The sequence below is a fragment of the Luteimonas campi genome (assembly GCF_051162505.1).
Lineage (GTDB): Bacteria > Pseudomonadota > Gammaproteobacteria > Xanthomonadales > Xanthomonadaceae > Luteimonas.
On record NZ_JBNWEM010000004.1, the window covers coordinates 59,326 to 80,981 of the forward strand.

Annotated in this window: 16 protein-coding genes and 1 pseudogene; 3 read left to right on the forward strand and 14 right to left on the reverse strand. The window is 70.4% G+C overall.

Annotation, left to right across the window (positions count from 1 at the left end):
* Positions 1-26 precede the first annotated feature (26 nt).
* Positions 27-1,067: a polysaccharide deacetylase family protein gene (locus tag ACQYVW_RS12865; protein ID WP_434947265.1), complete on the reverse strand. Its 1,041-nt coding sequence runs from the start codon at positions 1,065-1,067 to the stop codon at positions 27-29.
* Here ACQYVW_RS12865 and ACQYVW_RS12870 point away from each other — a divergent pair.
* Both ACQYVW_RS12870 and ACQYVW_RS12875 read left to right on the forward strand, forming a co-directional pair.
* Positions 1,042-1,986 carry a glycosyltransferase gene (locus ACQYVW_RS12870; protein WP_434947266.1) on the forward strand — a complete coding sequence of 315 codons (945 nt, stop codon included), beginning with the start codon at positions 1,042-1,044 and terminating at the stop codon, positions 1,984-1,986. The two genes, ACQYVW_RS12865 and ACQYVW_RS12870, sit on opposite strands and share 26 nt — an antisense overlap.
* 253 nt (positions 1,987-2,239) lie before the next feature.
* Complete coding sequence (locus ACQYVW_RS12875) at positions 2,240-3,931, forward strand: asparagine synthase-related protein (RefSeq protein ID WP_434947267.1); 1,692 nt, start codon at positions 2,240-2,242, stop codon at positions 3,929-3,931.
* A 19-nt stretch (positions 3,932-3,950) separates the two neighbouring features.
* Here ACQYVW_RS12875 and ACQYVW_RS12880 read toward each other — a convergent pair whose 3' ends face one another.
* From ACQYVW_RS12880 to ACQYVW_RS12930, 11 genes and pseudogenes are all read right to left on the reverse strand, one after another.
* Complete coding sequence (locus tag ACQYVW_RS12880) at positions 3,951-5,507, reverse strand: class I adenylate-forming enzyme family protein (protein WP_434947268.1); 1,557 nt, start codon at positions 5,505-5,507, stop codon at positions 3,951-3,953.
* Positions 5,507-5,758: an acyl carrier protein gene (locus ACQYVW_RS12885; protein WP_434947269.1), complete on the reverse strand. Its 252-nt coding sequence runs from the start codon at positions 5,756-5,758 to the stop codon at positions 5,507-5,509. The genes ACQYVW_RS12880 and ACQYVW_RS12885 overlap by 1 nt, the downstream gene beginning before the upstream one ends.
* Before the next feature lie 296 nt (positions 5,759-6,054).
* Positions 6,055-6,204 (reverse strand): annotated as a pseudogene (locus ACQYVW_RS12890) (acyltransferase); the annotation flags it as partial.
* A gap of 995 nt (positions 6,205-7,199) precedes the next feature.
* The gene (locus tag ACQYVW_RS12895; RefSeq protein ID WP_434947270.1) at positions 7,200-8,669 is read right to left on the reverse strand and encodes a TIGR03013 family XrtA/PEP-CTERM system glycosyltransferase; all 1,470 of its coding nucleotides are present in this window, start codon (positions 8,667-8,669) and stop codon (positions 7,200-7,202) included.
* A 405-nt stretch (positions 8,670-9,074) separates the two neighbouring features.
* Positions 9,075-11,360: an HzsA-related protein gene (locus ACQYVW_RS12900; RefSeq protein WP_434947271.1), complete on the reverse strand. Its 2,286-nt coding sequence runs from the start codon at positions 11,358-11,360 to the stop codon at positions 9,075-9,077.
* Positions 11,361-11,671: 311 nt separating this feature from the next.
* Complete coding sequence (locus tag ACQYVW_RS12905) at positions 11,672-12,988, reverse strand: porin family protein (RefSeq protein WP_434947272.1); 1,317 nt, start codon at positions 12,986-12,988, stop codon at positions 11,672-11,674.
* A 10-nt stretch (positions 12,989-12,998) separates the two neighbouring features.
* Complete coding sequence (locus ACQYVW_RS12910) at positions 12,999-13,739, reverse strand: P-loop NTPase family protein (RefSeq protein WP_434947273.1); 741 nt, start codon at positions 13,737-13,739, stop codon at positions 12,999-13,001.
* A 39-nt stretch (positions 13,740-13,778) separates the two neighbouring features.
* Positions 13,779-15,368, reverse strand: coding sequence for an XrtA system polysaccharide chain length determinant (locus tag ACQYVW_RS12915; protein WP_434933859.1), 1,590 nt, complete (start codon positions 15,366-15,368; stop codon positions 13,779-13,781).
* The gene (locus ACQYVW_RS12920; protein WP_434933857.1) at positions 15,368-15,979 is read right to left on the reverse strand and encodes an XrtA/PEP-CTERM system exopolysaccharide export protein; all 612 of its coding nucleotides are present in this window, start codon (positions 15,977-15,979) and stop codon (positions 15,368-15,370) included. Before ACQYVW_RS12920 ends, ACQYVW_RS12915 begins: the two co-directional genes overlap by 1 nt.
* An 87-nt stretch (positions 15,980-16,066) precedes the next feature.
* Entirely contained in the window at positions 16,067-17,074 is a 1,008-nt protein-coding gene (locus tag ACQYVW_RS12925) for an NAD-dependent epimerase (protein ID WP_434947274.1), read from the reverse strand.
* Between the two features lie 19 nt (positions 17,075-17,093).
* Entirely contained in the window at positions 17,094-18,383 is a 1,290-nt protein-coding gene (locus ACQYVW_RS12930) for a nucleotide sugar dehydrogenase (protein ID WP_434947275.1), read from the reverse strand.
* 164 nt (positions 18,384-18,547) lie between these two features.
* Here ACQYVW_RS12930 and galE point away from each other — a divergent pair, with 164 nt between their 5' ends.
* Positions 18,548-19,561 carry a UDP-glucose 4-epimerase GalE gene (gene galE, locus ACQYVW_RS12935; RefSeq protein ID WP_434947276.1) on the forward strand — a complete coding sequence of 338 codons (1,014 nt, stop codon included), beginning with the start codon at positions 18,548-18,550 and terminating at the stop codon, positions 19,559-19,561.
* Here the strand turns inward: galE and ACQYVW_RS12940 are convergent.
* Positions 19,549-20,403, reverse strand: coding sequence for an alpha/beta hydrolase family protein (locus tag ACQYVW_RS12940; protein WP_434947277.1), 855 nt, complete (start codon positions 20,401-20,403; stop codon positions 19,549-19,551). The two genes, galE and ACQYVW_RS12940, sit on opposite strands and share 13 nt — an antisense overlap.
* A complete protein-coding gene (gene thiD, locus ACQYVW_RS12945; protein ID WP_434933849.1) occupies positions 20,400-21,209 on the reverse strand; it encodes a bifunctional hydroxymethylpyrimidine kinase/phosphomethylpyrimidine kinase in 810 nt (269 codons plus the stop codon). Before thiD ends, ACQYVW_RS12940 begins: the two co-directional genes overlap by 4 nt.
* Between the last annotated feature and the right edge of the window lie 447 nt (positions 21,210-21,656).

Consider the following 21,656-nt stretch of genomic DNA (forward strand, 5'->3'; position numbering starts at 1 on the left):
CAAGCCGACACCGCTTCGTAGCGCGGTTAACTCAAGTGTTTGGCCGCCAGTTGCTTCGCCGGCGCCCGGAACAGGTACAGCCCCAGCCAGTCCGCCCGGAACCGCCCCTCGCGGTCCACAATCCCCGACTGCTCGAACCCCAGCCGTCCCAGCAGCCAGCCGGGTCGCGCGTCGACGGGATTCATCACCGGATCGCTGGTGAACGCGAGCTCATAGCCAGCCGCCCTGGTGCGCTCAAGCACCTTCGCGTCATAGCGCCCATGCGGATACGACATCGTCGCCGGCGGCGCGTCGCTGCCCAGGTGCTGTCCGACCAGCTGCCGCGCGGTGGCCAGTTCGGCGTCGAGGTCGTCGGCGCGCGTCATCGGGGTGTGGGTCTTGCCGTGCACGCCGATGGCCATGCCTCCGGCGGCCAGTTCGCGCAGCTCGTCGCGCGTGACCATCAGCCGCACGCCGTCGTCCATGGCGGCTGCGAACGGCGCGAGCAGGCGGTTGCGCGCGTCGGTGTCCAGCGCCTCGATCGCGGCGATCACCTTGCGCAGGCCGTCGATGGTGTCGGCGGGGGCGGGCTGCAGCGGGTGGCCGGCGTCGGCCAGTGCCTGCAGCAGGGCGGGCACGCGCACGGTGTCGCGGCGGAAGGCGGCGATCAGCCGTTCCTGGAAGAAGGGTTCGTTGCGGTCCACCACGTCGGCCACGGTGAACAGCAGGGCGGGCATGCCGGCGGCCTGCAGGCGCGGCAGGGCGTGGGCGTGGTTGTCGGCCCAGCCGTCGTCGAAGGTGATCAGCAGGGCGCGGTCGGGCAGGGGCGTGCCGTCGCGGCGCGCGGCCAGCACCTGGTGGGCGGACACCACGTTGTAGTGGCGGCGGAAGAAGGCCAGGCAGCGTTCCAGCAGGCCGGCCTCGAGCGTGTAGTCGGGATCGCAGGTGGCCCAGCGCGGGTCCTGCTCGGTCAGCACGCGGTGGAACATGATCACGGTGAGCGCGCGGCGGTTGCGCAGGCGGTGGTACAGGCCCAGCAGTCCGCTGCGATAGAGTGCGCGCTTGACCAGATCCGCGATGCCCGACATGCGTCCTGAAACCTCCGTCATCATTCCCACGTGGAACCGGCGCGACATGGTCGCGCGGGCGATCGATTCGGTGCTGGCACAGACGCGGCCCGTGGAGGAGATCATCGTCGTCGACGACGGCTCCACCGATGGCACCGGCGAATTCCTTGCCCAACGGTATGCAGAACGGATCACGCTGCTGGCTCAGGCCAACGCGGGGGTCTCGGCGGCGCGCAACATGGGCCTGGCCGCGGCGCGCGGGCGCTACCTGGCGCTGCTGGACAGCGACGATGTGTGGCTGCCGGAGAAAACCGAGCGGCAGGTGGCCTTCCTGGAGGCCAACCCCGGCATCGGCATGGTGCTGTGCGATGTGTACCGCGTGGGCGCGGATGGCGGGCTGATCGACGTGTTCGAGCGGCGCCGGCAGATCCCCGAGGACGGCCCGGCGCTGCAGTGGGTGCTGCGCGATCCGGCGCTGGCGCCGCTGTCGGCGCTGATGCGGCGCGAGGTGTACGAGGACGTGGGCGGGTTCGACACCGCGCTGCGCACGGCCGAGGACCTGGACTTCCACCTGCGCGTGGCGGCGCGCTGGGGCATCGGCGTGGTGCCCGAGCCGCTGGCGCGGGCGCTGCGCGGGCACGACGGGTTGTCGGCCCTGGCTTCGACCGAGGACGACTACATCGCGGTGATGGAGCGCGCGGCCGAGCGCGCGAAAGGCGCGGTGCCGGAAGATGCGCGCCGCCAGGCGCTGGCGACGGCCTATATCAAGAATGCCGAGAGCTGCGTGTGGCGCCAGCGCTACGGCGAGGCCTGGACGCTGGCGCGCAAGGCGCGGGCGCTGGGGCCGGATGCGACGCTGCAGGCCCGGCTGCGCCGGTTGCCGGTGATGGCGGCGAAGCGGGTGGCACGTTCGCTGCTGCCGGGCGCGTCCCGGGCCTGAGTTCCGGCGTTCCTGCTGCCCCGTTCGGGGCGGCCCTGTACCGCAAGCGCACCTGCGGCGCCAGCGTGCACGCGCTCCGCACATGCCCGCTGGCAGGTTCTGCACGTCCCGGCGAGGCGGCAGCGCCGGGAGATGGATGAAGGCACGGCTCTTGCGAGTGCCCACTGCCGTTTTTTCGTAGCCACAGCCGGCTGATGCAGCCGGCCCGGTGTCAGCCCTTGGACGTCAGCGTCGCGCTGAAGAAGGATCGAACGTGTCAGCGGGACAGCAGACTCCACCCCTCGGCTTCGTGGTCGTGGTCGAAGACGGGCGCCTTCGCGTCAGCCAGCAGGGGCTGCATCAGCAGCTGCATTCCACGCCCGAGGGTGTGGTGTGCTTCCTCGGCCCGAACCCGCTGCCGCCGCTCGAAGCGGTGGCCGGCGCGCTCCTGGCGCGGGGCGTGGACGGCCTGGCCGAGCTTCCCGGCCAGGTGCTGGCCTTCGCCGTCCGCCGCGGCGCCGACGGCGTGGAATGCATCGCCGCCCGCGACGTGGTCGGCTCGCTGCCGGTCTACGTGGTGCCCTCGGCCGGGGGCATGACCGCCCTGTCTTCGCTCGCGCAACTGCGCGAGGCCTGCCCGGGCTTCGCACCGGCGGTCAACCGCGCGGCCGTGCCCGAGTACCTGCTGTTCCGCCATGTGAACGGTCCGGCCACGCTGATCGAAGGGGTCTCGGCGCCGCTGCCGGGCCATGCCATGGTGTGCGGGCGTGGCGAAGCGCGGCACCTGCGCTACTACGCGCTGGAGGCGACGTTCCGGCAGGCCGGCGCTTCGGAGTTCCTGTCCGGGCTGGCGCCGCGCCTGCACCACAGCCTCGAGCGCGAATCCGCCGGCCAGCGGGTGGGGCTGATGTTCTCCGGCGGGCTCGACTCGTCCTGGCTGGCCTATGCGCGGGCCGGTCACGAGCTGGCGCTGTACACCGTGTCCTTCCCCGGCAAGGCGCAGGCCGACCGCGACGCGGCCACGCAGGCGGCGCGCGACCTGGGCCGGCCGCTGCAGGTGATCCATCTCGAGCGCGAGGCCTACGCGGCACGGCTGCCGCAGGCGATCGCCGGGCTGGGCCTGCCGATCGACCACCCCAACTACGTCGGCCGGCACCTGCTGTTCTCGCGCGCCGTGGCCGACGGCATCGACAGGCTGCTGAGCGGCGACGGCGCCGACACCATCTTCGGCGGGTCCTGGCACGCCTCGATCCACAAGTTCCTGGCGGTCAAGCGGCTGCTGCCGGGCTTCGTCGGCCGGCTGCCGCTGCCTGGCGTGGCAGGGCGCAAGGTGGCGCTGGCGCTGGGGAGCGCCATCGACGACCTGATCGGCGACGACGCGCACTATCCCGCCGCCAGCGCCCTGCGCCTGCTGCCGGCCGGTGCCGGCGATCCGCGCGCCTCGTGGCGCGCGATCATCGACACCGCGCAGGCGCTCGAGCCGATGGATCGCGCCTTCCTGATGGGCGCGATGACCGCGCCGTCCGCCGACTGCTCCGCGCAGACCGCGATGGCCTGGGGGGCGGGCGTGGGGATCGGTTACCCGTTCCTGGACAAGGCGGTGGTGGAACTGGCCAACGCCGTGCGCGGCAACCGCAAGCTGGCCGGCTTCAAGTCCAAGTCGCTGTTCCGGCAGGTGGCGCGGCGCACGGTGCCCGAGGCCATCGTGTCGCGGAAGAAGTGCGGGCTGCCGGTGCCGCTGGAGGATTTTGTCGCCGGTCCTGGAGGCCTGCTCGCCTATCGGGACCTGTTCCGCGGCGAGGCCTGCGCCTCGGCCGCGCTGCTCGACCGCGCCGAACTCGATGCCATCCTCGGCCGGCTCGACCAGGGGCTGCACACGGCCGCGGACCTGGAGCTGTACTGGGTGCTGCTCAACCTCGAGTTGTGGCTGCGGCAGGCGATCCGCGGAGAAACCGTGGACCTGTAGGCCGGGCCGAGCGCGGCGCTCAGGCGGCCGTGGTGGTGGCGTCCGCCTCGGCCTGCAGCGTGGCGCGGCGGATCTTGCCGGTATCGGTCTTGGGCAGGGCGTCGCGGAACTCGATCAGGCGCGGCACCATGAAGTCTTCCAGGCGCGCGGCGCAGTGGGCGATGACCTCGCGCGGCGTGATCTGCGCGCCGTCCTCGACCACCAGCAGCGCCTTGAGCGCGCGGCCCAGCACCGGGTCCGGCACGCCGACCAGCGCCGCCTCGCGCACGCCGGGCAGGGCGTACAGCACGTTCTCCACTTCCTTGGGGCTGACCTTCTCGCCGCGCGACTTGATGATGTCGTCCTTGCGGCCGACGAAATAGAGAAAGCCTTCCTCGTCCATGCGGAACAGGTCGCCGGTGTGCAGCACCTTCTCCCAGGGATAGCGGCCGGGCTTGAGCGCCCTGTCGGTGGCCTCGGGGTTGCGCCAGTAGCCCTGCATCACGTGGCCGCCGCGCACCACCAGCTCGCCCACGGTGCCGGGCGGCAGCGGCTGGCCGTCGTCGCCGGCCACCCAGACTTCGGTGAAGGGAATGGCGATGCCGACGCTGTCGGGGCGGCGGTCGAGCTGCTCCGGCGGCAGCCAGGTGCAGCGCTTGGACTCGGTCATGCCGTACATCGAATACACCCGCGCCTGCGGGAACATCTCGCGCAGGCGCGCGATATGCGCCGGCGGCAGGGCGGCGGCGGTATTGGTGAGAAAGCGCACCGAAGCAGCCCACTCGGGCCTGAAGTTTCGCAACTGCACGATCAGCGCGGCCATCGTCGGCACCAGCGGGAAGCCGGTGACGCGCTCGCTCTCCAGCAGCGGCAGGATCTTCTGCGGGAAGGCGAAGGATTTCTCCAGCATCAGGGTGGCGCCCAGCTTCACGCACATCAGCAGCTGGTACAGGCCGTAGTCGAAGGCCAGCGGCAGCACGCTCAGCACCACGTCGTCCGGCGCCATGCGCAGGTAGGTGGTGATCGAGGTGGCGGCGTGCTCGATGTTCTTGTGCGTCATCATGACGCCCTTGGGTTCGCCGGTGGAACCCGAGGTGTAGACCAGCATCGCCAGGTCGATGTCGATGCCGCGCGGGGCGTCGGTCAGCGTCGAAGGCGCGGCGATGAAGGCGTCCCAGTCGATCTCGCTGGCGGCAGGTTCCTCGCCCGCATCGACCACCACCACGCGCGTCACCGACGGCGACTGTGCCAGCGCGGCGCGCGCCACCGCCAGCAGGCTGGCCTGGGTGACCAGCACCGAGGCCTCGCAGTTGTTCAGCACATAGGCCAGCTTGTCGGCCTTGGTGGTGGGGTTGATGACGCTGAAGATGCCGCCCGCGCGCAGCGTGCCGAAGATGCCGGCCGCGGTCTCGACGCGGTTCTCCAGGAACAGCACGCAGCGCTCGCCGTTGCCGAAACCACCGGCGACCAGGGCCGAGGCGAAGCGCTCGGCGCTGCCGGCCAGTTCCGCGTAGGACACGCGGCGGCCGGCGCAGACGATGGCGGTGTGGTCGGGGCGCTCGCCGGCGCGGGCGCGCAGGTGCGCCTCGTAGCGCATCAGCCGGCCGCGGCGTCGAGCTTGGTGCCGACGTAGGCGACCAGGTTTGAGATGCTGTCGAGGTTTTCCGGCAGCACTTCGTCGTCCTCGACCACGAAGCCGAACTCCTGCTCCAGCCAGGTGACCAGGGTCAGCACGCCGATCGAATCGATGATGCCGCCGTCGAGCAGGCTGTCCCCGGCGGGCAGGTCGTCGGGCACCGGAAACTGCTCCTGCAGGAACGCGCGGATGCGGGACTCGATCTCGTCCATTACGTCGGAATACTCCAGGGTCGCGCGTTCAGGTCCCTGCGCGGGCGGGCGCCCTGCGGTCGCGAGGGCAGACGGGATATTTTGCCAGAAGGCCGTTTTTGCAAGCCCGCCGCGCCGGCCTGGCGCGTTCAGGCACCCTGGGTGGCGAGGTGCAGCACCTGCACCGGGACCGGCAGGGGCATCGGCAGCGGGATCGGCAGTTCGGGTTCCGCTGCGGCCGGCGCAGGCCGCACCGCGCGCGGAGCCGGTGCCGCGGGCGCCAGGTGTTCTCGCCCGGCGACCGGGGTGAGCGTGCCGATCCGCCGCGCCGGATTGCCGGCGACGATGGTGTAGGGCGCCACCTGCCCGGAGACCACCGAGTTGGCGGCGACGATGCTGCCCTCGCCGATCTCGGTGCCCGGCATCACCATCACGTGGGTGCCGATCCAGACGTTGTCGTGGACGATGATCGGCTTGACGTCGGCCGGGTCGGGCGGGGCGCCTGCAAGGCGCAGGGTCGGGTCGGCATGGTGGCCGCTGGCGTCGCGGAACGAGACCGAGCGGCCGACCTGCACATGCGCGCCCAGCCTGATCTCGCGGCCGACCACGAAGCTGGCGTCGTGGGCGATGTCGCAGTGGTCGCCGAAGCTGAGCCGAGGTGTGGCGACATAGCGCGCGGCGAAGGTGACGTTGAGCTTGCCGCTGATGCGCACGTGGTCGCCGATCACCAGTTCGCCGCGGCCATGCACCCAGGGCACGAAGATGCCGGTGGTGACGCCGCGGCCGACGCGCGTGCAGTAGGCCTTGAGCAGGGGCTCGGCGATGAAGGCGCGGCGGATGAAGTAGACCACTGCGCGCATCGCCAGGAAGAGCGCCAGGTAGGGCCTGACGATCAACCGCGGTGCGGGCAGGGTGAAGTGCAGCAGCCGGCGACGGACGCCGCGCAGCGTCCGTGCTGCCGGGTGTGCGGAACCCGCGGCCCAGTGCCTCACGGCGGCGGACCGGATCTTGGTGGTTGGCATGGCCGGCGGCTCTCCCTGAGGCGCGGAGCATAGCGTGGAAACTTTCGCGTGCATGACGCGTTCCAGAGGCTTTTTTCGCGCTTTTTTTCCGCGGTTATCCGGCGGTGGGGAAAACGACGGCGCGCGTCACCGTTGCCTGACCGGCAACGTCAGTTTCAGGCGCGCTGCGGCATGGAAGAGGCCGCGAAGGATGCTCCATGTGGGAGCGACCCTGGTCGCGAACGGCTTCGCGCGCAAGCGCGCTCCCACAGACGCGTTGGGATGATCCATGTGGGAGCGACCTTGGTCGCGAACGGCTTCGCGCGCGAGCGCGCTCCCACGGGTGACGGTGCATGTGGGAGCGATCATCCGTGTGGCATCCCGCCACCAAGAAAAACGCCCCACGGCGTGGGGCGTCTATCGCAACCAACCCTGCAGGCGACCGTCCGCTGCAGCTGCGTTCAGCGGACCCCGCGCCCGAACACCACCACCTCGAAGGTCTGGATCAGGATCAGCACGTCGAACATCAGGTTGTGGTTCTTCACGTAGTACAGGTCGTACTTCAGCTTTTCTTCCGCGTCCTGCTTGGAGGCGCCGTACGCGTAGCGCAGCTGCGCCCAGCCGGCCAGGCCCGGACGCACGCAGTGGCGCAGGCTGTAGTAGCGCAGCTCTTCGTCCAGCTCCGCCACGAACTGGGGGCGCTCCGGGCGCGGCCCGACGATGCTCATGTCGCCGCGCAGGATGTTCCACAGCTGCGGCAGCTCGTCCAGGCGCGTGCGGCGGATGATTCGGCCCACGCGGGTGATGCGGTCGTCGTTCTTGCCGGCCCAGCGCGCCTTGCCGTCCTGCTCGGCGTCGGTGCGCATGCTGCGGAACTTGACCAGGGAGAACACCGAGCCCAGCAGGCCCACGCGTTCCTGGCGGTACAGGATCGGCTGCCCGGGACCGGACTCGATGCGAATCGCCAGCGCCACCAGCAGCAGCAGCGGCCAGGTGACCGCCAGCACGGCCAGCGACGCGATCACGTCCATCGCACGCTTGCTGAGCTGGCGGCCCACCGAGCTGTCGAAGCCGCCGGAAAACACCAGCCAGGACGGGTCGGTGAGCGAGATCTTGATCTTGCCCGCCTCGCGCTCGAAGAACGATGCGAGGTCGGTGACCTGCACGCCGATCTGCTTGCACTGCAGCAGGTCGTGCATGGGCAGGCCGCCGCGCCGGTCGTCGGGGCCGAACACGATCTCGTCGATGCGATGCAGCAGGGCCCACTCGGCCAGCGGCGTGTCGATCGACACCAGCTTGTCGGCGCCCACGGTGCTGGCCTCGTTGCCGCAGCGCACATAGCCCACCACGCGGAAGCGGCGGCGGTCGGCCTGGCGGCGCAGGCGCTGCTCGATCAGCGCGGCGCGGTCGCCCGAGCCCAGCACCAGCACGCGCTGCTTGAGCGCTTCCAGGTCGACCAGGCGATCGGAAATCGCGCGCAGTCCGGTCACCAGCACGAAGCCGAAGACCAGGGCCATGGTCAGGATGCCGCGGCCGAGTTCCAGCGGCGGGAAGGCATAGAACAGCACCAGCAGGGCGCAGGTGCCGAACATGAAGCCCACCGCCTGGCGCAGCAGCGAGCCGGACCAGCTCTCGCGCAGGTGCGGCTGGTACAGGCCCATCGTGGTCATGCCCAGCACGATCATGGTCGCGAACAGAAGGGCGCGCACGCTCTGCAGCCACATCGGGGCGTAGGAACCCAGCGGCTCGGGATTGCTGATGAAGCGCACGTAGATCGCCAGGAACACCGCGCCCACCAGCAGCAGGATTTCCAGGGCGACAATCAGTGCCAGCCAGCGTGACGCGGTGCGGCGCATGAAGCGCGGCACGAGGCTGGCGGCGCGGCGCGCGGCAGGCGCCTGCAGGATGTCGTTGAACTCGGCCTTGCTCATTGCGTTGGTCCCCTGGCAGCGCCCGCATGGGTCGTGTGCCGCACCGGTGCGCGCGCGGTCGGCGTTCCGCCTGTCCGTTACGGAGCCGGGGTCGACCAAGGGGCCGTCGCTCGCGACGGCCGCCCCTGTTCCGCCGGCGTGTCCTGAGATAACAGACGCAAGGACCGCCGCGGAAGGGACAGGACACGGCGAGCGCGGCGGGCGGACGCCGGCGCATGCGGCCGGCAGCCGGTCACGCTGGCCCGGGCGCGGGCGAGCGGGCAGGGCGGGATCAGTCGTGGAGCGCGGCCCGTTGCGATCGCGCCGGTACGCCCGGGACAGGCGGTGCGGCGCATGATGGGCCGCATCGGTGCATACGTTTGCGATGTCCGCCGGCCGCGATCGGCCGGCGGAGGGGACGGCGGCTCAGCCCGCCGGCGCCAGCGGGGCCGAACCGTTGCGGCGGCGGGTGCCGCCGGCGCCGGTCTGCTTCCAGTGGCGCATCAGCTCCCGCAGCGCCTGCGGCTGGTTGACCGGCGCCGTCTCGCCGGCCTGGTTGCGCGTGTTCTCGCCGTGGCAGCCGGCGCAGGTGCGGATCTCGCCGGCCTGCAGGGTCACCCAGACGCGTTCGCGCACCACGGGTTCGCCATTGGGATCGACGGTCTGCCAGCTCAGTGCGCGGTTGGCCGGGACGAAGGCGGCGGTGGAGCCGTCGGCGGCGATCTTCACGCTGCCCGCCGGGCCGGCGCTGTTGGGCAGGTTGGCCGCGACGTTCATCGGCTGCGCCACCGGCCGGCGCCCGCGGATGTTGTTGCCGTAGGCCCGCACCAGGGTGGCCTGCACGATCTGGTAGTGGGCGATGTCGTAGACGCGGCCGTTGCCGCGGGTCTTGCGCACGCCGCCGGGCACCTGCAGGTTGAACGGCTGCTGGGTATCGCCGCGGTCGCGGCTGGTCTGGTTGCGGGTGACGATCAGCGCCAGCTCGTTGGCGCGCAGCCAGTTGCGCAGCATGGTCTCGTCCACGCCCTCGCTGGCCAGCACGGCGCGCTCGGGCGAGGGAATGGCCGGGTGCGCGGTGGCCGGCGGTGGCGTGCGCGCCACCACTTCCACGGCCTCGAGTTCCCACAGTTCGCCGCTGAACTCGCGCGGCGAGGCGGCATCGGTCCACCAGGACACGGTCTTGCGGATGCCGGGTGTGAGCGCGCTGCCGGCCACGAACATGCCCGACCCGTCCACGTTCAGCTGGTGCAGGCGCAGCCGCGAATTCGCGCCGAAAGTGGCATCGGCGGTGTAGCTGGCGACCATGTCGCCGGTGCTGAGCGGCAGCGGGTTGCGGAAGCGCCCGCCCGGCAGCCCGTTGCTGCCCGGAGGCGGGCTGGCGTCGGTGATGCGCATCTGCTCGGCGTTGAGCGTGGGCGCGCCGGTGATGCGCACGATCTGGTTGGTGCTGCCCTCGCCGAACTCGCGGGCGCTGATGCCGTAGTAGATGCCCGGCTCGACCCGGCTCTCGCGGATGTGGAAGATGCCGCCGTCCATGCGGATGTGCTTGCGGTTGGCGAAGTTGGACAGGTTGACGTTGTCCGAAAGCGCGTTGTCGTCCATGAAGCTGCGCGGGATGTAGCCGTAGTCGCCCACCAGCTCCTGGCGGCCGATGTGATTGAGGGTGAGCTCGTCGGTGCCGTCCTGGTTCATCTGCCAGGGCGTGAACAGGTTGAAGGTGTGGTTGGTGACGCGGCCGTAGGGCGAGGTGCTCTGCTGGCGGCGCTCGGGGAAGGTGTCGCGCACCAGGCCGACGCGGGTCGCGTTCGCCGCCTCGCTGGAATAGTTGAACGGGTCGAAGGTGTAGCCCAGGTAGATCGAGCCGTCCTGCTGCTGGTCGTGCTGCAGGTGGTCCCAGCGCGTGAAGATCACGCGGCCGTAGCTGTCGATGGTGGGGCTGAACGCGCCGCTGGGCACATGGTTGAGCAGCGAGACCTGGCCGATGCCGACCTGCAGGCGGAAGATGCCGGTGACGGTCGGGGTGCTCTCGTATTCGTCCAGGTTCGGGTAGAGGTGGGATTCGCCGCGACGCGGGCTGTCGGAGGTGAACAGGATGTCGCCGTTGCTGGCGTACAGGGGCGAGACGTTGTTGTAGCTGGCCGGCTGGTGCGGCACCTTGGTGATGCGCGCGGTTTCGCCGCGGCCCAGCCCGGTCACCTCGTACAGCTGCCACTTGGCGTCGCTGCTGCCGTAGCGCGCGGTCGGCGCGCCCACGACCATGCTGAAAATGGCCTTGGTGCCGCTCCAATGCACGGTGGGTTCGCGCACGGCGATGGCATTGGCGCCCTGCAGGCCATCCATGCCGTAGCCCGCCTCGCGGGTGAGGTTGCGCAGGGCGCCATCGGGGTAGCGGATCATCAGGTCGCCACCGCGCAGCGCCGAGCCCATGTTGCCCATGTGGTTGGCGAAGGTGGACAGCCGGCTGGCGAAGGGGTCGCCGCCCTGCGTGGGCACCTGGGTGACGAACAGGATCGGGTTGGAAATGGCCTTGGCCACGCCGCGCGAGGCGCTGGCCTGGCGCGGGGTCGCCGCTGCGGCAATGGCCGGCGATTCGATGGAGGCGCGTTTCTCCTCTTCCGAGGAGGCTTGCTGCGGCAGCTGGGAACAGCCGGCGAGCAGCGCTGCGAGGCCGGCCAGCGCCGGCAGGACGGAAGTCCGGAAGAATCGTCTCATGGGGAACTGCGCCACCTGGCCGAGGGTTTGGGCTGCACGAACGGAAGGGTCTGTGCGGCATCCCTGCACCAGCCGGCAAGGCGCTGCCGGCACGACCCGTCTCCCGACGTGGCCGCTGACCATCTGATCGCTTACGTTCTTCCCCCCTGAGAAGAGCAGCGATCATAGGGGCGCGGTCCGCCGTTCAGCAAAATAAAGGCTGAATGACGAAGACCGTCAAGCGAAAGCGTGCGCAGGCGGCCGGGGGCGGGATTCCGCGCCATTCGATCACGCCCGGAATGCGACGCGGGCCACACCCGCGCGCGAAGGGCCTACCGGTTGCGGTAGGTGACCGTCAGGTACCAGACGTTCTGGCGGCTGTCGCCATACAGGCCGTCGTCGGAGCGGCGGTAGTGCAGGTAGTCGAGCCGGCTGCTCCAGTGCCGCGACCAGGTCTTTTCGAGGCCGGCGCCGAAGCGCTTGTCCTCGGTACGCAGGTCCTGGTCGGCGAAGGTCGAGCGCGACGCATCGGCGAACACGTTCATGTGCAGGGTCGGCCGCAGCTGGTAGCTCAGCTGCAGGACCACGCCGCGGCGGGTTTCGTCGAACGCGCCCGAGTCGATGTAGTCGATGCGCTCGTAGTAGGGGCCTGCGGTGAAGCCGACACGCTCGTGGCGATAGGCCCAGGTCAGGTCGACCCGGTCGTCCTCGTAGATCGACGAATTGACCGCGGCGGACCCGCTCGACAGCCGGTCCGGAACCTCGGCCGCGGCCTGGATGCCCTGCAGCGCCGAATCCGACGAGTCGGTGAGCTGGTGGGCCAGGCCGAGCGAGAACGCGTTGCGCGGGCTCAGCCGCCACTCCGCCGCGCCGCGGATCATCGGGTGCGAGCGCGAGGTGCCGTCGGCGTAGTCGACCCAGGTGTAGCCGGCGTCCAGCGCGAAACTCGTCCGCGCCAGGTCCTTCTGGTAGCGCAGGTAACCGTCGTAGCGGCGGTAGTCGCGGGCGGCGGGGTCGTCGAAATCGACATCCTGGCCGCGCGCGCTCAGGGTCAGGTTGCTGGTGGGGTCGAGCGCGCGGATGGCGTGCAGCGATGCGGCCAGGCGCTCGGATTCGAACTCGTCGGCCTGCTCGGCGCTGCTGTCGATCCAGCGCAGCTCGGCGCGGCCGCGCACGGCCTGGCTCCAGTTGAAGTGCAGGTTGGGACCGAGCGAGAGCACGTTCACCCGCTGGCGGTTGTTGGGCGCGTCCGGGGCGAAGCGGTCGATCGGCCGCATCTCCAGGCTGTCCTCGATGGTGAAGCTCAGCGTTTCCGGCACGAAGAACCAGTTCAGCCGGCCGGCCAGGCTGGCCTCCAGCGCATTGGACTGCGGGCCTTCGAAGTAGTCCCAGTACTCGACGCGGCCGGCCAGGTTGGCCTGCACGGTCGAGGTCTCCTCGGACACCACCAGGCCGAAGCCGGTGCGCACGGCGCTGGAGCTGGCCGGATCGTCGGGGTCCATCAGCACGTTGTCGTTGCGCTCCAGACCCATGTCGACCACGTAGTCGACGCGCACGGCCTGCGCCTGCAGCGACACGGCCGCCAGCGCGGCGACGCAGGCGACGGGAAGGCACTTCCTGCGGATGGTCATGGTGGCGTCCCGGTTCATGCCGCTGTCTTCAGTAGATGTTGTTGAACACGACGCCGGCGAGCTTGTCCGGGTCGAAGCTGGCGGCGGCCTCGTCGATGCGCTCGACCGCGGCCTGGCCGTAGCCGGCGACGACGACGATCAGGTCGGCCAGGTCGGACAGGATCCGCGCGTCGGGCGAGTTCAGGATCGGCGGGCTGTCGATGATCACGTAGCGGCCGGCATCGGTGCCGCGCAGCGAGTCGATCAGCATGCGCATGCGGCTGGAGCTGAAGTACTCGCCGGTGGTCTCGCGCGGCCGTCCGCTCGGCACCAGGGTGAGGCGGGGCAGGCCGGTGTCGTACTGGATGGCGGACAGGTCGCCGACGCTGCCGTCGAGGTAGTCCATGACGCCGCCGCTGGCCACGTCGACGCCGAGCGCGGCGTGCTGCGCCGGATGCAGGGCGTCGCAGTCCACCAGCAGCACGGTCTTGCTCTCGTCGAAGGCGAACGCCGCGGCTAGGTTGCGCGCCACGAAGCTGCCGCCGCAGCCGGACTGCACGGGCGCCACCAGGATCACCAGGTTGCGGTCCTGGCCCAGCGCCAGCAGCTTGGTGCGCAGGCTGCGGAAGGCGTCGGCCTGGACGCGCACCGAATCGTTGCGGTGGATCAGCTTGCGCTCTTCGAGCACGACCGGCGACAGCGGTTGCAGGGAGTCGCCAGCGCGGGCGATGGAGCGCCCTCCCGCCTGGTCCTTGGCGGGGGTCTCGAGCGCATCGGGTCGTGCATTCACTAACGTCTGCTCCATGGGATCGGCGGGGTTCACGGCGGCTCAGCCGTTGGACATCTTGTAGGCGTAGGTCAGTGCGTACAGCAGCATGACCGCCACCACCATGCCGGTGCCCACCGTCATGCGGACCATCTGCCGGCGCCGCTCGCGCGGCGAGGGATAGGCGGGGATCGTGGCCAGCAGCGGATAGCGGCTGCGGGCCTCGATCAGCTGCGGGCTGCGCACGCGCGGGTCGTAGCGCACCAGCAGCCACAGCAGACCGAGCGGGATCGCGATCGCCGCCAGCAGGCCGGCCGAGGCGATGTGCACGAAGCGCAGACCGGTCGGGCGCAGCGGCATGGTGGCCGGGTCCTGCACGCGCAGGGTCAGGCCGCGGTTCTCCTGGTCCAGGCCCATCGACACGCGCGCGTTCTCGCGGCGGCGCAGCAGGTCCTGGTAGATCTCGCGGTTGACCTCGTAGTCGCGGGTGAGTTCGGCCAGCACGCTCTCGGAGGCGGCGATGCGGCGGCTGCGGTCCAGCTCGCCCTGCAGCAGGCTTTCGGCCACGCTCATGCGCGAGCCGGTGGCGGCCACTTCGCGCCGGGTCTGCGCCAGCTGGCTGCGCAGTTCCTGGTAGAGCGGATTAAGCTGCGAATCTTCCGAGCCGGTGCCCGACTGCCCGCTGGCCGCGCGGACGCGCTCCTGCTCGAGCTGCCGCTGCACGTCCTCCATCTGGTGGCGCGTGCGCAGCACGTCCGGATGGCGGTCGGTATACGTCAGCAGCAGGCGGTCGAGCTCGGCCTGCAGCTCGATCAGGCGCGTGCGGTACAGCGTCTCGCGGGTCTGCACCGAAGTCACCGCGGATTCGCCGGACAGCTGCGAGGCGATGGACGCTTCGCGCGACTGCTGTTCGAGCAGCGCCATGCGCGTCTGCTCGACCTGGGTGCGCAGGGCGGAGATGCGCGAGTTCACGTCGGTCGCGCTGCCGGGCTGCGCGTCGGCGTTGCGCGAGCGGTAGTCCTGCAGGTTGTTCTCGGCGTCGGTGAGCTTGCGGTGGTACTCCTGCACCTGCTTCTCGATGAACTCGTAGGCCTCGCGGCTCTCGCGGCTCTTGGTCGCGAGGGTCTCGCTGATGAACAGGTCGCCGAGCATCTCGGTGACGCGATGGGCGCGCTCGGCGTCGCTGTCGCTGTAGGTGATCTGGACCAGGTCCGCGCGCGGGCTGTTGACCAGGGTGCGGCCCTGGATCTCCTCCATCAGGCGGTCCTTCTGCAGCGGACTCATGTTCTCCGCGTCGAAGCCGCCCTGCTCGATGACCTGGGTGAGGACCCGGCGGCCGTAGATGATCTGGCGGGCCATGCCGGCGCGGTCGGTGACGCCGGTCGGGACCGCGCGGCCTTCCAGCAGCGGCTGGATGATGTCGCTTTCCTGGGCCAGGATCGTCACCGAGACCTGGTAGTTGCGGCCGACCAGGAACAGGCCGATCACGAAGGTCAGCAGCGCGATGACGGCGAAGATCGCGCACAGTGCGACGACCCGCCTGCGGCCTTCCTTCAGCACCAGCTTGGCGTATTCGATGGGCGAGACGGCGGGGCCCGCTGGTCGTGCCGCGGAGACCGCGCGCTGCGGCGCGGGCAGGATGTTCGGCTGCATCAGAACGCGCGCTCCGGAACGGTGATCACGTCGCCCGGGGCGACCTTGAAGTTGGTGCTCAGGTCGCCGCGGTTGATGATCTTGTCCAGGCGGACCGCGTAGCTGGTGGTGTCCTCGCCATTGCGGCGGTAGAGGCTGGAGCGGTCGGGCGCGGCGAACTCGTTCACGCCCCCGGCGGCCAGCACCGCGTCGAGCACGGTCATGCCCTGGCGGTAGGGGATCGACACCGGCTGGCGCACCGCGCCGGTCACGCGCACGCGCGAGAGGTACTCATGGCTTCGCAGCTCGGTGAGGATCACCGCCACCTGCGGATCGCGCACGAAGGCCGAGAGCTTGTCCTGGATGTCCGCCGCCACCTGGCTGGGGGTGCGGCCACCGGCGAGCACATCGCCGACCAGCGGAACCGAGATCCTGCCGTCCGGGCGCACCGGGACGGTGATGCCCAGCTCCGGGTTGCGCCACACCGACACCTGCACCACGTCGTCCACGCCGATGGCGTAGTCCTCGACCGGTGCCTGGTCTGGTGCGGGCGGCGCTTCGGCCACACCACCGCCGCTGGCGCAGGCCGCCAGCAGGATGGCCAGCAGCATCACGATGAGTTGCCTGGACATGCGCATCTTGTGAATCCCCGTTCGTTGTTCCGATGCCATCAGTAACGTGGAATCAGGGCAACAACGGTCAAGCTGCGGACGCGCCGTTCAGACTCCGTGGTAGTCGCGATACCACTCCACGAAACGCGCCACGCCAGTCTCGATCGAGGTCGAAGGCGTGTAGCCGGTATCGCGCTGCAGGGCGCTCACATCGGCTTCGGTGTCGGGCACGTCGCCCGGCTGCATCGGCAGCAGGTTCTTCTCGGCCTTGCGGCCAAGACACTGCTCGAGCACCTCGATATAGCGCAGCAGCTGCACCGGCTGGTGGTTGCCGATGTTGTAGACGCGGTACGGTGCGCTGGACGAGCCCGGATTGGGCAGCAGCGGGTCGTAGGTCGGGTCCGGGCCGGGTACACGATCGAGGGTGCGGATCACGCCCTCGACGATGTCGTCGACGTAGGTGAAGTCGCGGGTGTGGTGGCCGTGGTTGAACACGTCGATCGGCCGGCCTTCGAGGATGCTCCTGGTGAACAGGAACAGCGCCATGTCCGGCCGGCCCCAGGGGCCGTACACGGTGAAGAAGCGCAGGCCCGTGGTGGGCAGCCCGAACAGGTGGCTGTAGGTGTGCGCCATCAGCTCGTTGGCCTTCTTGGTCGCCGCGTACAGGCTCACCGGGTGGTCGACGCTGTCCTCGACCGCGAAGGGAAGCTTGCGGTTGGCGCCGTAGACCGAGCTGGACGAGGCGTAGACCAGGTGCTCGACGCCGCCATGGCGGCAGGCTTCGAGGATGTTGGTGAAGCCGACGATGTTGCTGTCGATGTAGGCGTGGGGGTTCTCCAGCGAATAGCGCACGCCGGCCTGCGCGGCGAGGTTGACCACGCGCTGCGGACGGAAGTTGGCGAATGCGCGTTCAAGCGTGCCGCGCTCCTCCAGCGAACCCTGCACGAACGAGAAGCCGGGCCTGGGCAGCAGCCGGTCCAGCCGGGCCTGCTTGAGCGAGGGGTCGTAGTAGTTGTTGAGGTTGTCGTAGCCGAGCACCTCGTCGCCGCGTTCGACCAGGCGGTGGCTCAGGTGGGAGCCGATGAAGCCGGCGGCGCCGGTGACCAGTACGCGCATTCGGGTATCCGTTGTGGAATCAGAGGCAGCCGTCGACGGCATCGCGCGGCAGTGCGCGCTTGACGTCGAACACCACCGCGTCGGGCTTGCCGAAGGCGCGCACGCCGTCGGCGCCGAGCGCGACGAACTCGCGGTGCGAGACCGCCAGGATCACCGCGTCGTAGCGGCCCTGCGCCGGCTCGGCCACCGGCGAGATGCCGTACTCGTGCTGGGCCTGCGCCGGAGAGACCCAGGGATCGTGCACGTCGACCTCGACATTGTAGGTGCGCAGTTCGTCGATGATGTCGGTGACGCGGGTGTTGCGCAGGTCCGGGCAGTTTTCCTTGAACGCCAGGCCAAGGATCAGCACCTTCGCGCCCGCCGTGTGCAGGCCGCGCTGCTGCATCAGCTTGACCACGCGCTGGGCGACGTGGCCGCCCATGCTGTCGTTGATGCGGCGCCCGGCCAGGATCACCTCGGGGTGGTAGCCGATCTGCTGCGCCTTGTGGGTGAGGTAGTAGGGGTCCACGCCGATGCAGTGGCCGCCGACCAGGCCGGGGCGGAAGGGCAGGAAGTTCCACTTGGTGCCGGCGGCCTCGAGCACCTCGTGGGTGTCGATGCCGAGCCGGCCGAAGATCAGCGCCAGCTCGTTGATCAGGGCGATGTTGACGTCGCGCTGGGTGTTCTCGATGACCTTGGCGGCCTCGGCCACGCGGATGCTCGACGCCTTGTGCGTGCCGGCGGTGATCACGCTGCCGTAGAGCGCGTCGATGAAATCGGCCGCCTCCGGGGTGGAGCCCGAGGTCACCTTGAGGATGGTCTCGAGCCGGTGCTCCTTGTCGCCCGGGTTGATGCGCTCGGGGCTGTAGCCGGCATGGAAGTCCTGGTTGAAGACCAGGCCCGATTCGCGCTCGATGATCGGCACGCAGACTTCCTCGGTCGCGCCGGGGTAGACGGTGGATTCGAAGATCGCCACGCCGCCGCGCGAGATCGCCCGGCCGACGGTGCGGCTGGCCGATTCCAGCGGACGCAGGTCGGGACGCTTGTACTCGTCGATGGGGGTGGGCACGGTGACGATGAACACGTTGCAGCGGCGCAGCGCCTCGGCATCGTCCGTGCACTCGAGGTGGGTGGAGGCGCGCAGCTCTTCCTCCGACATCTCCAGGGTCTGGTCGTGGTGGCGGCGCAGCTGTTCGACGCGCGCGGCATCGATGTCGAAGCCCACCGTCGGGTAGCTGCGGCCGAAGGCGGCGGCGAGCGGCAGGCCGACGTAGCCCAGCCCGATCACGGCGATGCGGATGTCGTTGCGTTCGGGAAGCGGAGCGGTCATCAGTCGGGCCGTGGGTCCAGTGGAGGGGGCATTCTAGGCACGGCCGGGCGGCCGGGCGCAGTGGGCGCGACTTGGCAGAACGTCGAATGCAGCCGCATGCGGCCAGTGCGCGCGGGCCGCGATCGTGGCCGATAATGGCCGCGCCTTCTCCCGGACCCTGCGATATGCGCATCCTCGTTTTCGGCGGTACCGGCTACATCGGCAGCCACACCTGCGTCGAACTCGCCGCGCGCGGGCACGACCTGGTCATCGCCGACAACCTCAGCAACAGCTCCGAACGGGTGCTCGCGCGGCTGCAGACGATCACGGGGCAGGCCTTCGACTTCCGCCGCGTCGATCTGCGCGACCGGGCGGCCACCGTCGAGCTGCTCGCCGGCGGCGGCTTCGAGGCGGTGGTGCACTTCGCCGCGCTCAAGGCGGTGGGCGAGTCCTGCGAGCGGCCGCTGGACTACTTCGACAACAACATCACCGGCACCCTCAACCTGCTGCAGGCGATGCGCCAGGCCGGGGTGCAGAAGCTGGTGTTCAGCTCGTCGGCCACGGTGTACGGCGATCCCGAGCGGGTGCCGGTCGATGAGGACGCGCCACTGCGCGTGACCAATCCCTACGGCCGCACCAAGCTGGTGATGGAACAGCTGATCGGCGACCTGTGCGCGGCGGAGCCGGATTTCCATGCCGGGATCCTGCGCTACTTCAACCCGGTCGGCGCGCATGCCTCGGGGCTGATCGGCGAGGATCCGTCTGGCGTGCCCAGCAACCTGATGCCCTACATCTGCCAGGTGGCGGTGGGACGGCGCGAGCGGCTGAGCGTGTTCGGCGGCGACTGGCCGACCGTCGACGGCAGCGGCGTGCGCGACTATATCCACGTGGTCGACCTGGCCCGCGCCCATGCCGACGCGCTGGATACGCTGGCGCGCACCGGCAGCGGCTTCACGGTCAATCTCGGCACCGGATCCGGGGTGAGCGTGCTGCAGCTGGTGCGGGCGTTCGAGCGCGCCTCGGGCCGCGATGTGCCGCATGCCATCGTCGCGCGCCGGGCCGGCGACGTGGCCGAGGTGTACGCCGATCCCGCACGCGCGCAGTCGCTGCTGGGCTGGCGCGCGGAGCTGGATGTGGACGCGATGTGCCGCGACGCCTGGCGCTGGCAGTCGATGAATCCGGACGGCTACCGCAGCTGAGCGCAGAGGCGGTCGGCCACGGCGGCCGGTTGCCGCATCCAGGCGTAGTGGTCAGGACGGGTACCGGCTCCGGCCGCGTCGAGGCATTCCACGCGTGCGGGCGCCCGCGGCATCTTGTCCAGCAGGAACTGCAGCGAACTGCGCGGCGCCAGCCAGTCCTGCGACAGCAGCAGCGCATGGATCGGCCGCTCGAGGCCGGCCAGGCCCGCTTCCAGGTCCGCGGGCACGCCGGCGGCGGCATAGCGGCCGCTGATGGCGGTGCGCGCCCAGTCGGCGATGAGGCCCGCGGCCTCGTTGCCGCCGAATCCGATCCGGCGGCCCGGCAGGGCGCCATTGGTTGCGGCCAGCCAGGGCAGGAAGCGGTAGGCCAGCGGCAGCCAGGCCCGATGCGGCATCGGGAACGCGCGCCAGTACGGTGCACCGCTGGCGACCAGCCAGATCGCGTCCGCCGCGTCGGGCGCGAGTGCGAGCCGGCAGCAGGCCAACTGGCCGCCCAGGCTGTGGCCGCCGACGATCCGCGGCAGGCCGTCGCCGAGTTCGCGCGCTGCCGTCGCCTGGCTTGCGGGAATGTCGTGCAACAGCAGCTCGCGATAACCCCAGTCGTTGTGGCGGCTTGCGCGCAGGCTGCTGCTGCCATGGCCGCGCCACTCGTGCAGGAACACTGCCACGCCGCGCGCGGCCAAGGCCTCGGCGAAGGGCAGGTAGTGGCGGGCGGCCACGCCCAGCGCGGGCAGCCAGAGCAGGCTGGCGCGGGGCGCTGCCGGCACGCGCCCGAGCAGCCGCCAGCCGTGGCCATCGCCTGCGCTGACTTCGTACTCCGGGGTCGCGATCACCGGAGTCACGGCTGCGGCTGGGCCGCCCCCAGATGATCGAGCACCCGCACCTCGCCGCGCCCGGGCCGGTAGCCCTGGCGCAGGGCGCGCCCGACATAGGCGACGGCCGCGGCGGTCGCCTGCGGTACCGGCAGCCCCAGGCACAGGTTGGCAGCGACGGCCGACGCCAGGGTGCAGCCGGTGCCGTGGCCTTCGATCGGCAGCCGTGGATGGCTGAAGACGCTGTTCGTGGCGGCATCCCGGTAGCGGTCGATCACCTGCGCGCCCTCGTCCAGGTGCGCGCCCTTGAGCAACACCGCCTGCGCGCCCATCTGCCGCAGCCGCTCCAGCGCCCGTTCGGCCTCATCCGGGCCGGCGATCGTCATGCCCGCGAGCAGTTCGGCTTCGGGCATGTTGGGAGTCAGCAGGCTGGCCTGCGGCAGCAGCCGCGTCCGCAGTGCCTCGAGCGCGTCCTCGGCCAGCAGGCGCGCGCCGGAGGTGGCCACCATCACGGGATCCACGACCAGTGGGACCGGGCCGTGTGCCTCCAGGGCATCGGCCACGGCGTGGATCACCTCGGCGGTGGCGAGCATGCCGAGCTTGACCGCGCCGATCCTGAAATCGTCGAAGCAGGCATCGATCTGCGCGCGCAGGAATGCGACCGGCGGCACGTGCACCGCGGTCACCCCGCGCGTGTGCTGCGCGGTGAGGGCGGAAATCGCCGACAGGCCATGCACGCCGTGCGCGGCGAAAGCCTTGAGGTCGGCCTGGATGCCGGCGCCGCCGCCCGAGTCGGAACCGGCGATGGTGAGTGCGGAAACTGAAAGGCTGGACATCGCGCCATTGTGCCGCGTCCAGCACGACGGTGCTCCCGCCTGTCCGTGGCGAATGCACGCATCCGGTCGTGTCGAAGAGCGCGGCTCCTGGATGACGTCGGGGCGCCGGCTCCGGACCGGAGCGATGCCGCGTCGCCGCCGGTGGGCCTGCGCAGCGAAATCAAGGGGGAGGCCGGTGCCTTGGGCGCCGGCCGGAGGACATTCGCGGAGCAGGCCCACCGGTGGCGGCGCGGCGGATCAGGTCGCAACGAAAGCCCGCCGGTGGCGGCGCGGCCGATCACGTCGCAACGAAAGCCTGCCGGTGGCCGCGCGGCGGATCAGGTCGCTAGGAAGGCCTGCCGGTGGCGGCTCGACGGATCAGGTCGCCGGTAAGGCCTGCCGGTGGCGGTGCGACGGATCAGGTGGCCCGGGAGGCTAACCGGTGGCGCGGCCGATCAGGTCGCAACG

Excerpts from the sequence above, each read along its gene's own strand:
- ACQYVW_RS12865 (WP_434947265.1), bottom strand. The coding sequence starts at position 1,067 with ATGTCGGGCATCGCGGATCTGGTCAAGCGCGCACTCTATCGCAGCGGA.
- ACQYVW_RS12880 (WP_434947268.1), bottom strand. The coding sequence starts at position 5,507 with ATGCGCTACGAGGCGCACCTGCGCGCCCGCGCCGGCGAGCGCCCCGAC.
- ACQYVW_RS12885 (WP_434947269.1), bottom strand. The coding sequence starts at position 5,758 with ATGGACGAGATCGAGTCCCGCATCCGCGCGTTCCTGCAGGAGCAGTTT.
- ACQYVW_RS12895 (WP_434947270.1), bottom strand. The coding sequence starts at position 8,669 with ATGAGCAAGGCCGAGTTCAACGACATCCTGCAGGCGCCTGCCGCGCGC.
- ACQYVW_RS12900 (WP_434947271.1), bottom strand. The coding sequence starts at position 11,360 with ATGAGACGATTCTTCCGGACTTCCGTCCTGCCGGCGCTGGCCGGCCTC.
- ACQYVW_RS12905 (WP_434947272.1), bottom strand. The coding sequence starts at position 12,988 with ATGAACCGGGACGCCACCATGACCATCCGCAGGAAGTGCCTTCCCGTC.
- ACQYVW_RS12915 (WP_434933859.1), bottom strand. The coding sequence starts at position 15,368 with ATGCAGCCGAACATCCTGCCCGCGCCGCAGCGCGCGGTCTCCGCGGCA.
- ACQYVW_RS12920 (WP_434933857.1), bottom strand. The coding sequence starts at position 15,979 with ATGTCCAGGCAACTCATCGTGATGCTGCTGGCCATCCTGCTGGCGGCC.
- ACQYVW_RS12925 (WP_434947274.1), bottom strand. The coding sequence starts at position 17,074 with ATGCGCGTACTGGTCACCGGCGCCGCCGGCTTCATCGGCTCCCACCTG.
- ACQYVW_RS12930 (WP_434947275.1), bottom strand. The coding sequence starts at position 18,383 with ATGACCGCTCCGCTTCCCGAACGCAACGACATCCGCATCGCCGTGATC.
- galE (WP_434947276.1), top strand. The coding sequence starts at position 18,548 with ATGCGCATCCTCGTTTTCGGCGGTACCGGCTACATCGGCAGCCACACC.
- thiD (WP_434933849.1), bottom strand. The coding sequence starts at position 21,209 with ATGTCCAGCCTTTCAGTTTCCGCACTCACCATCGCCGGTTCCGACTCG.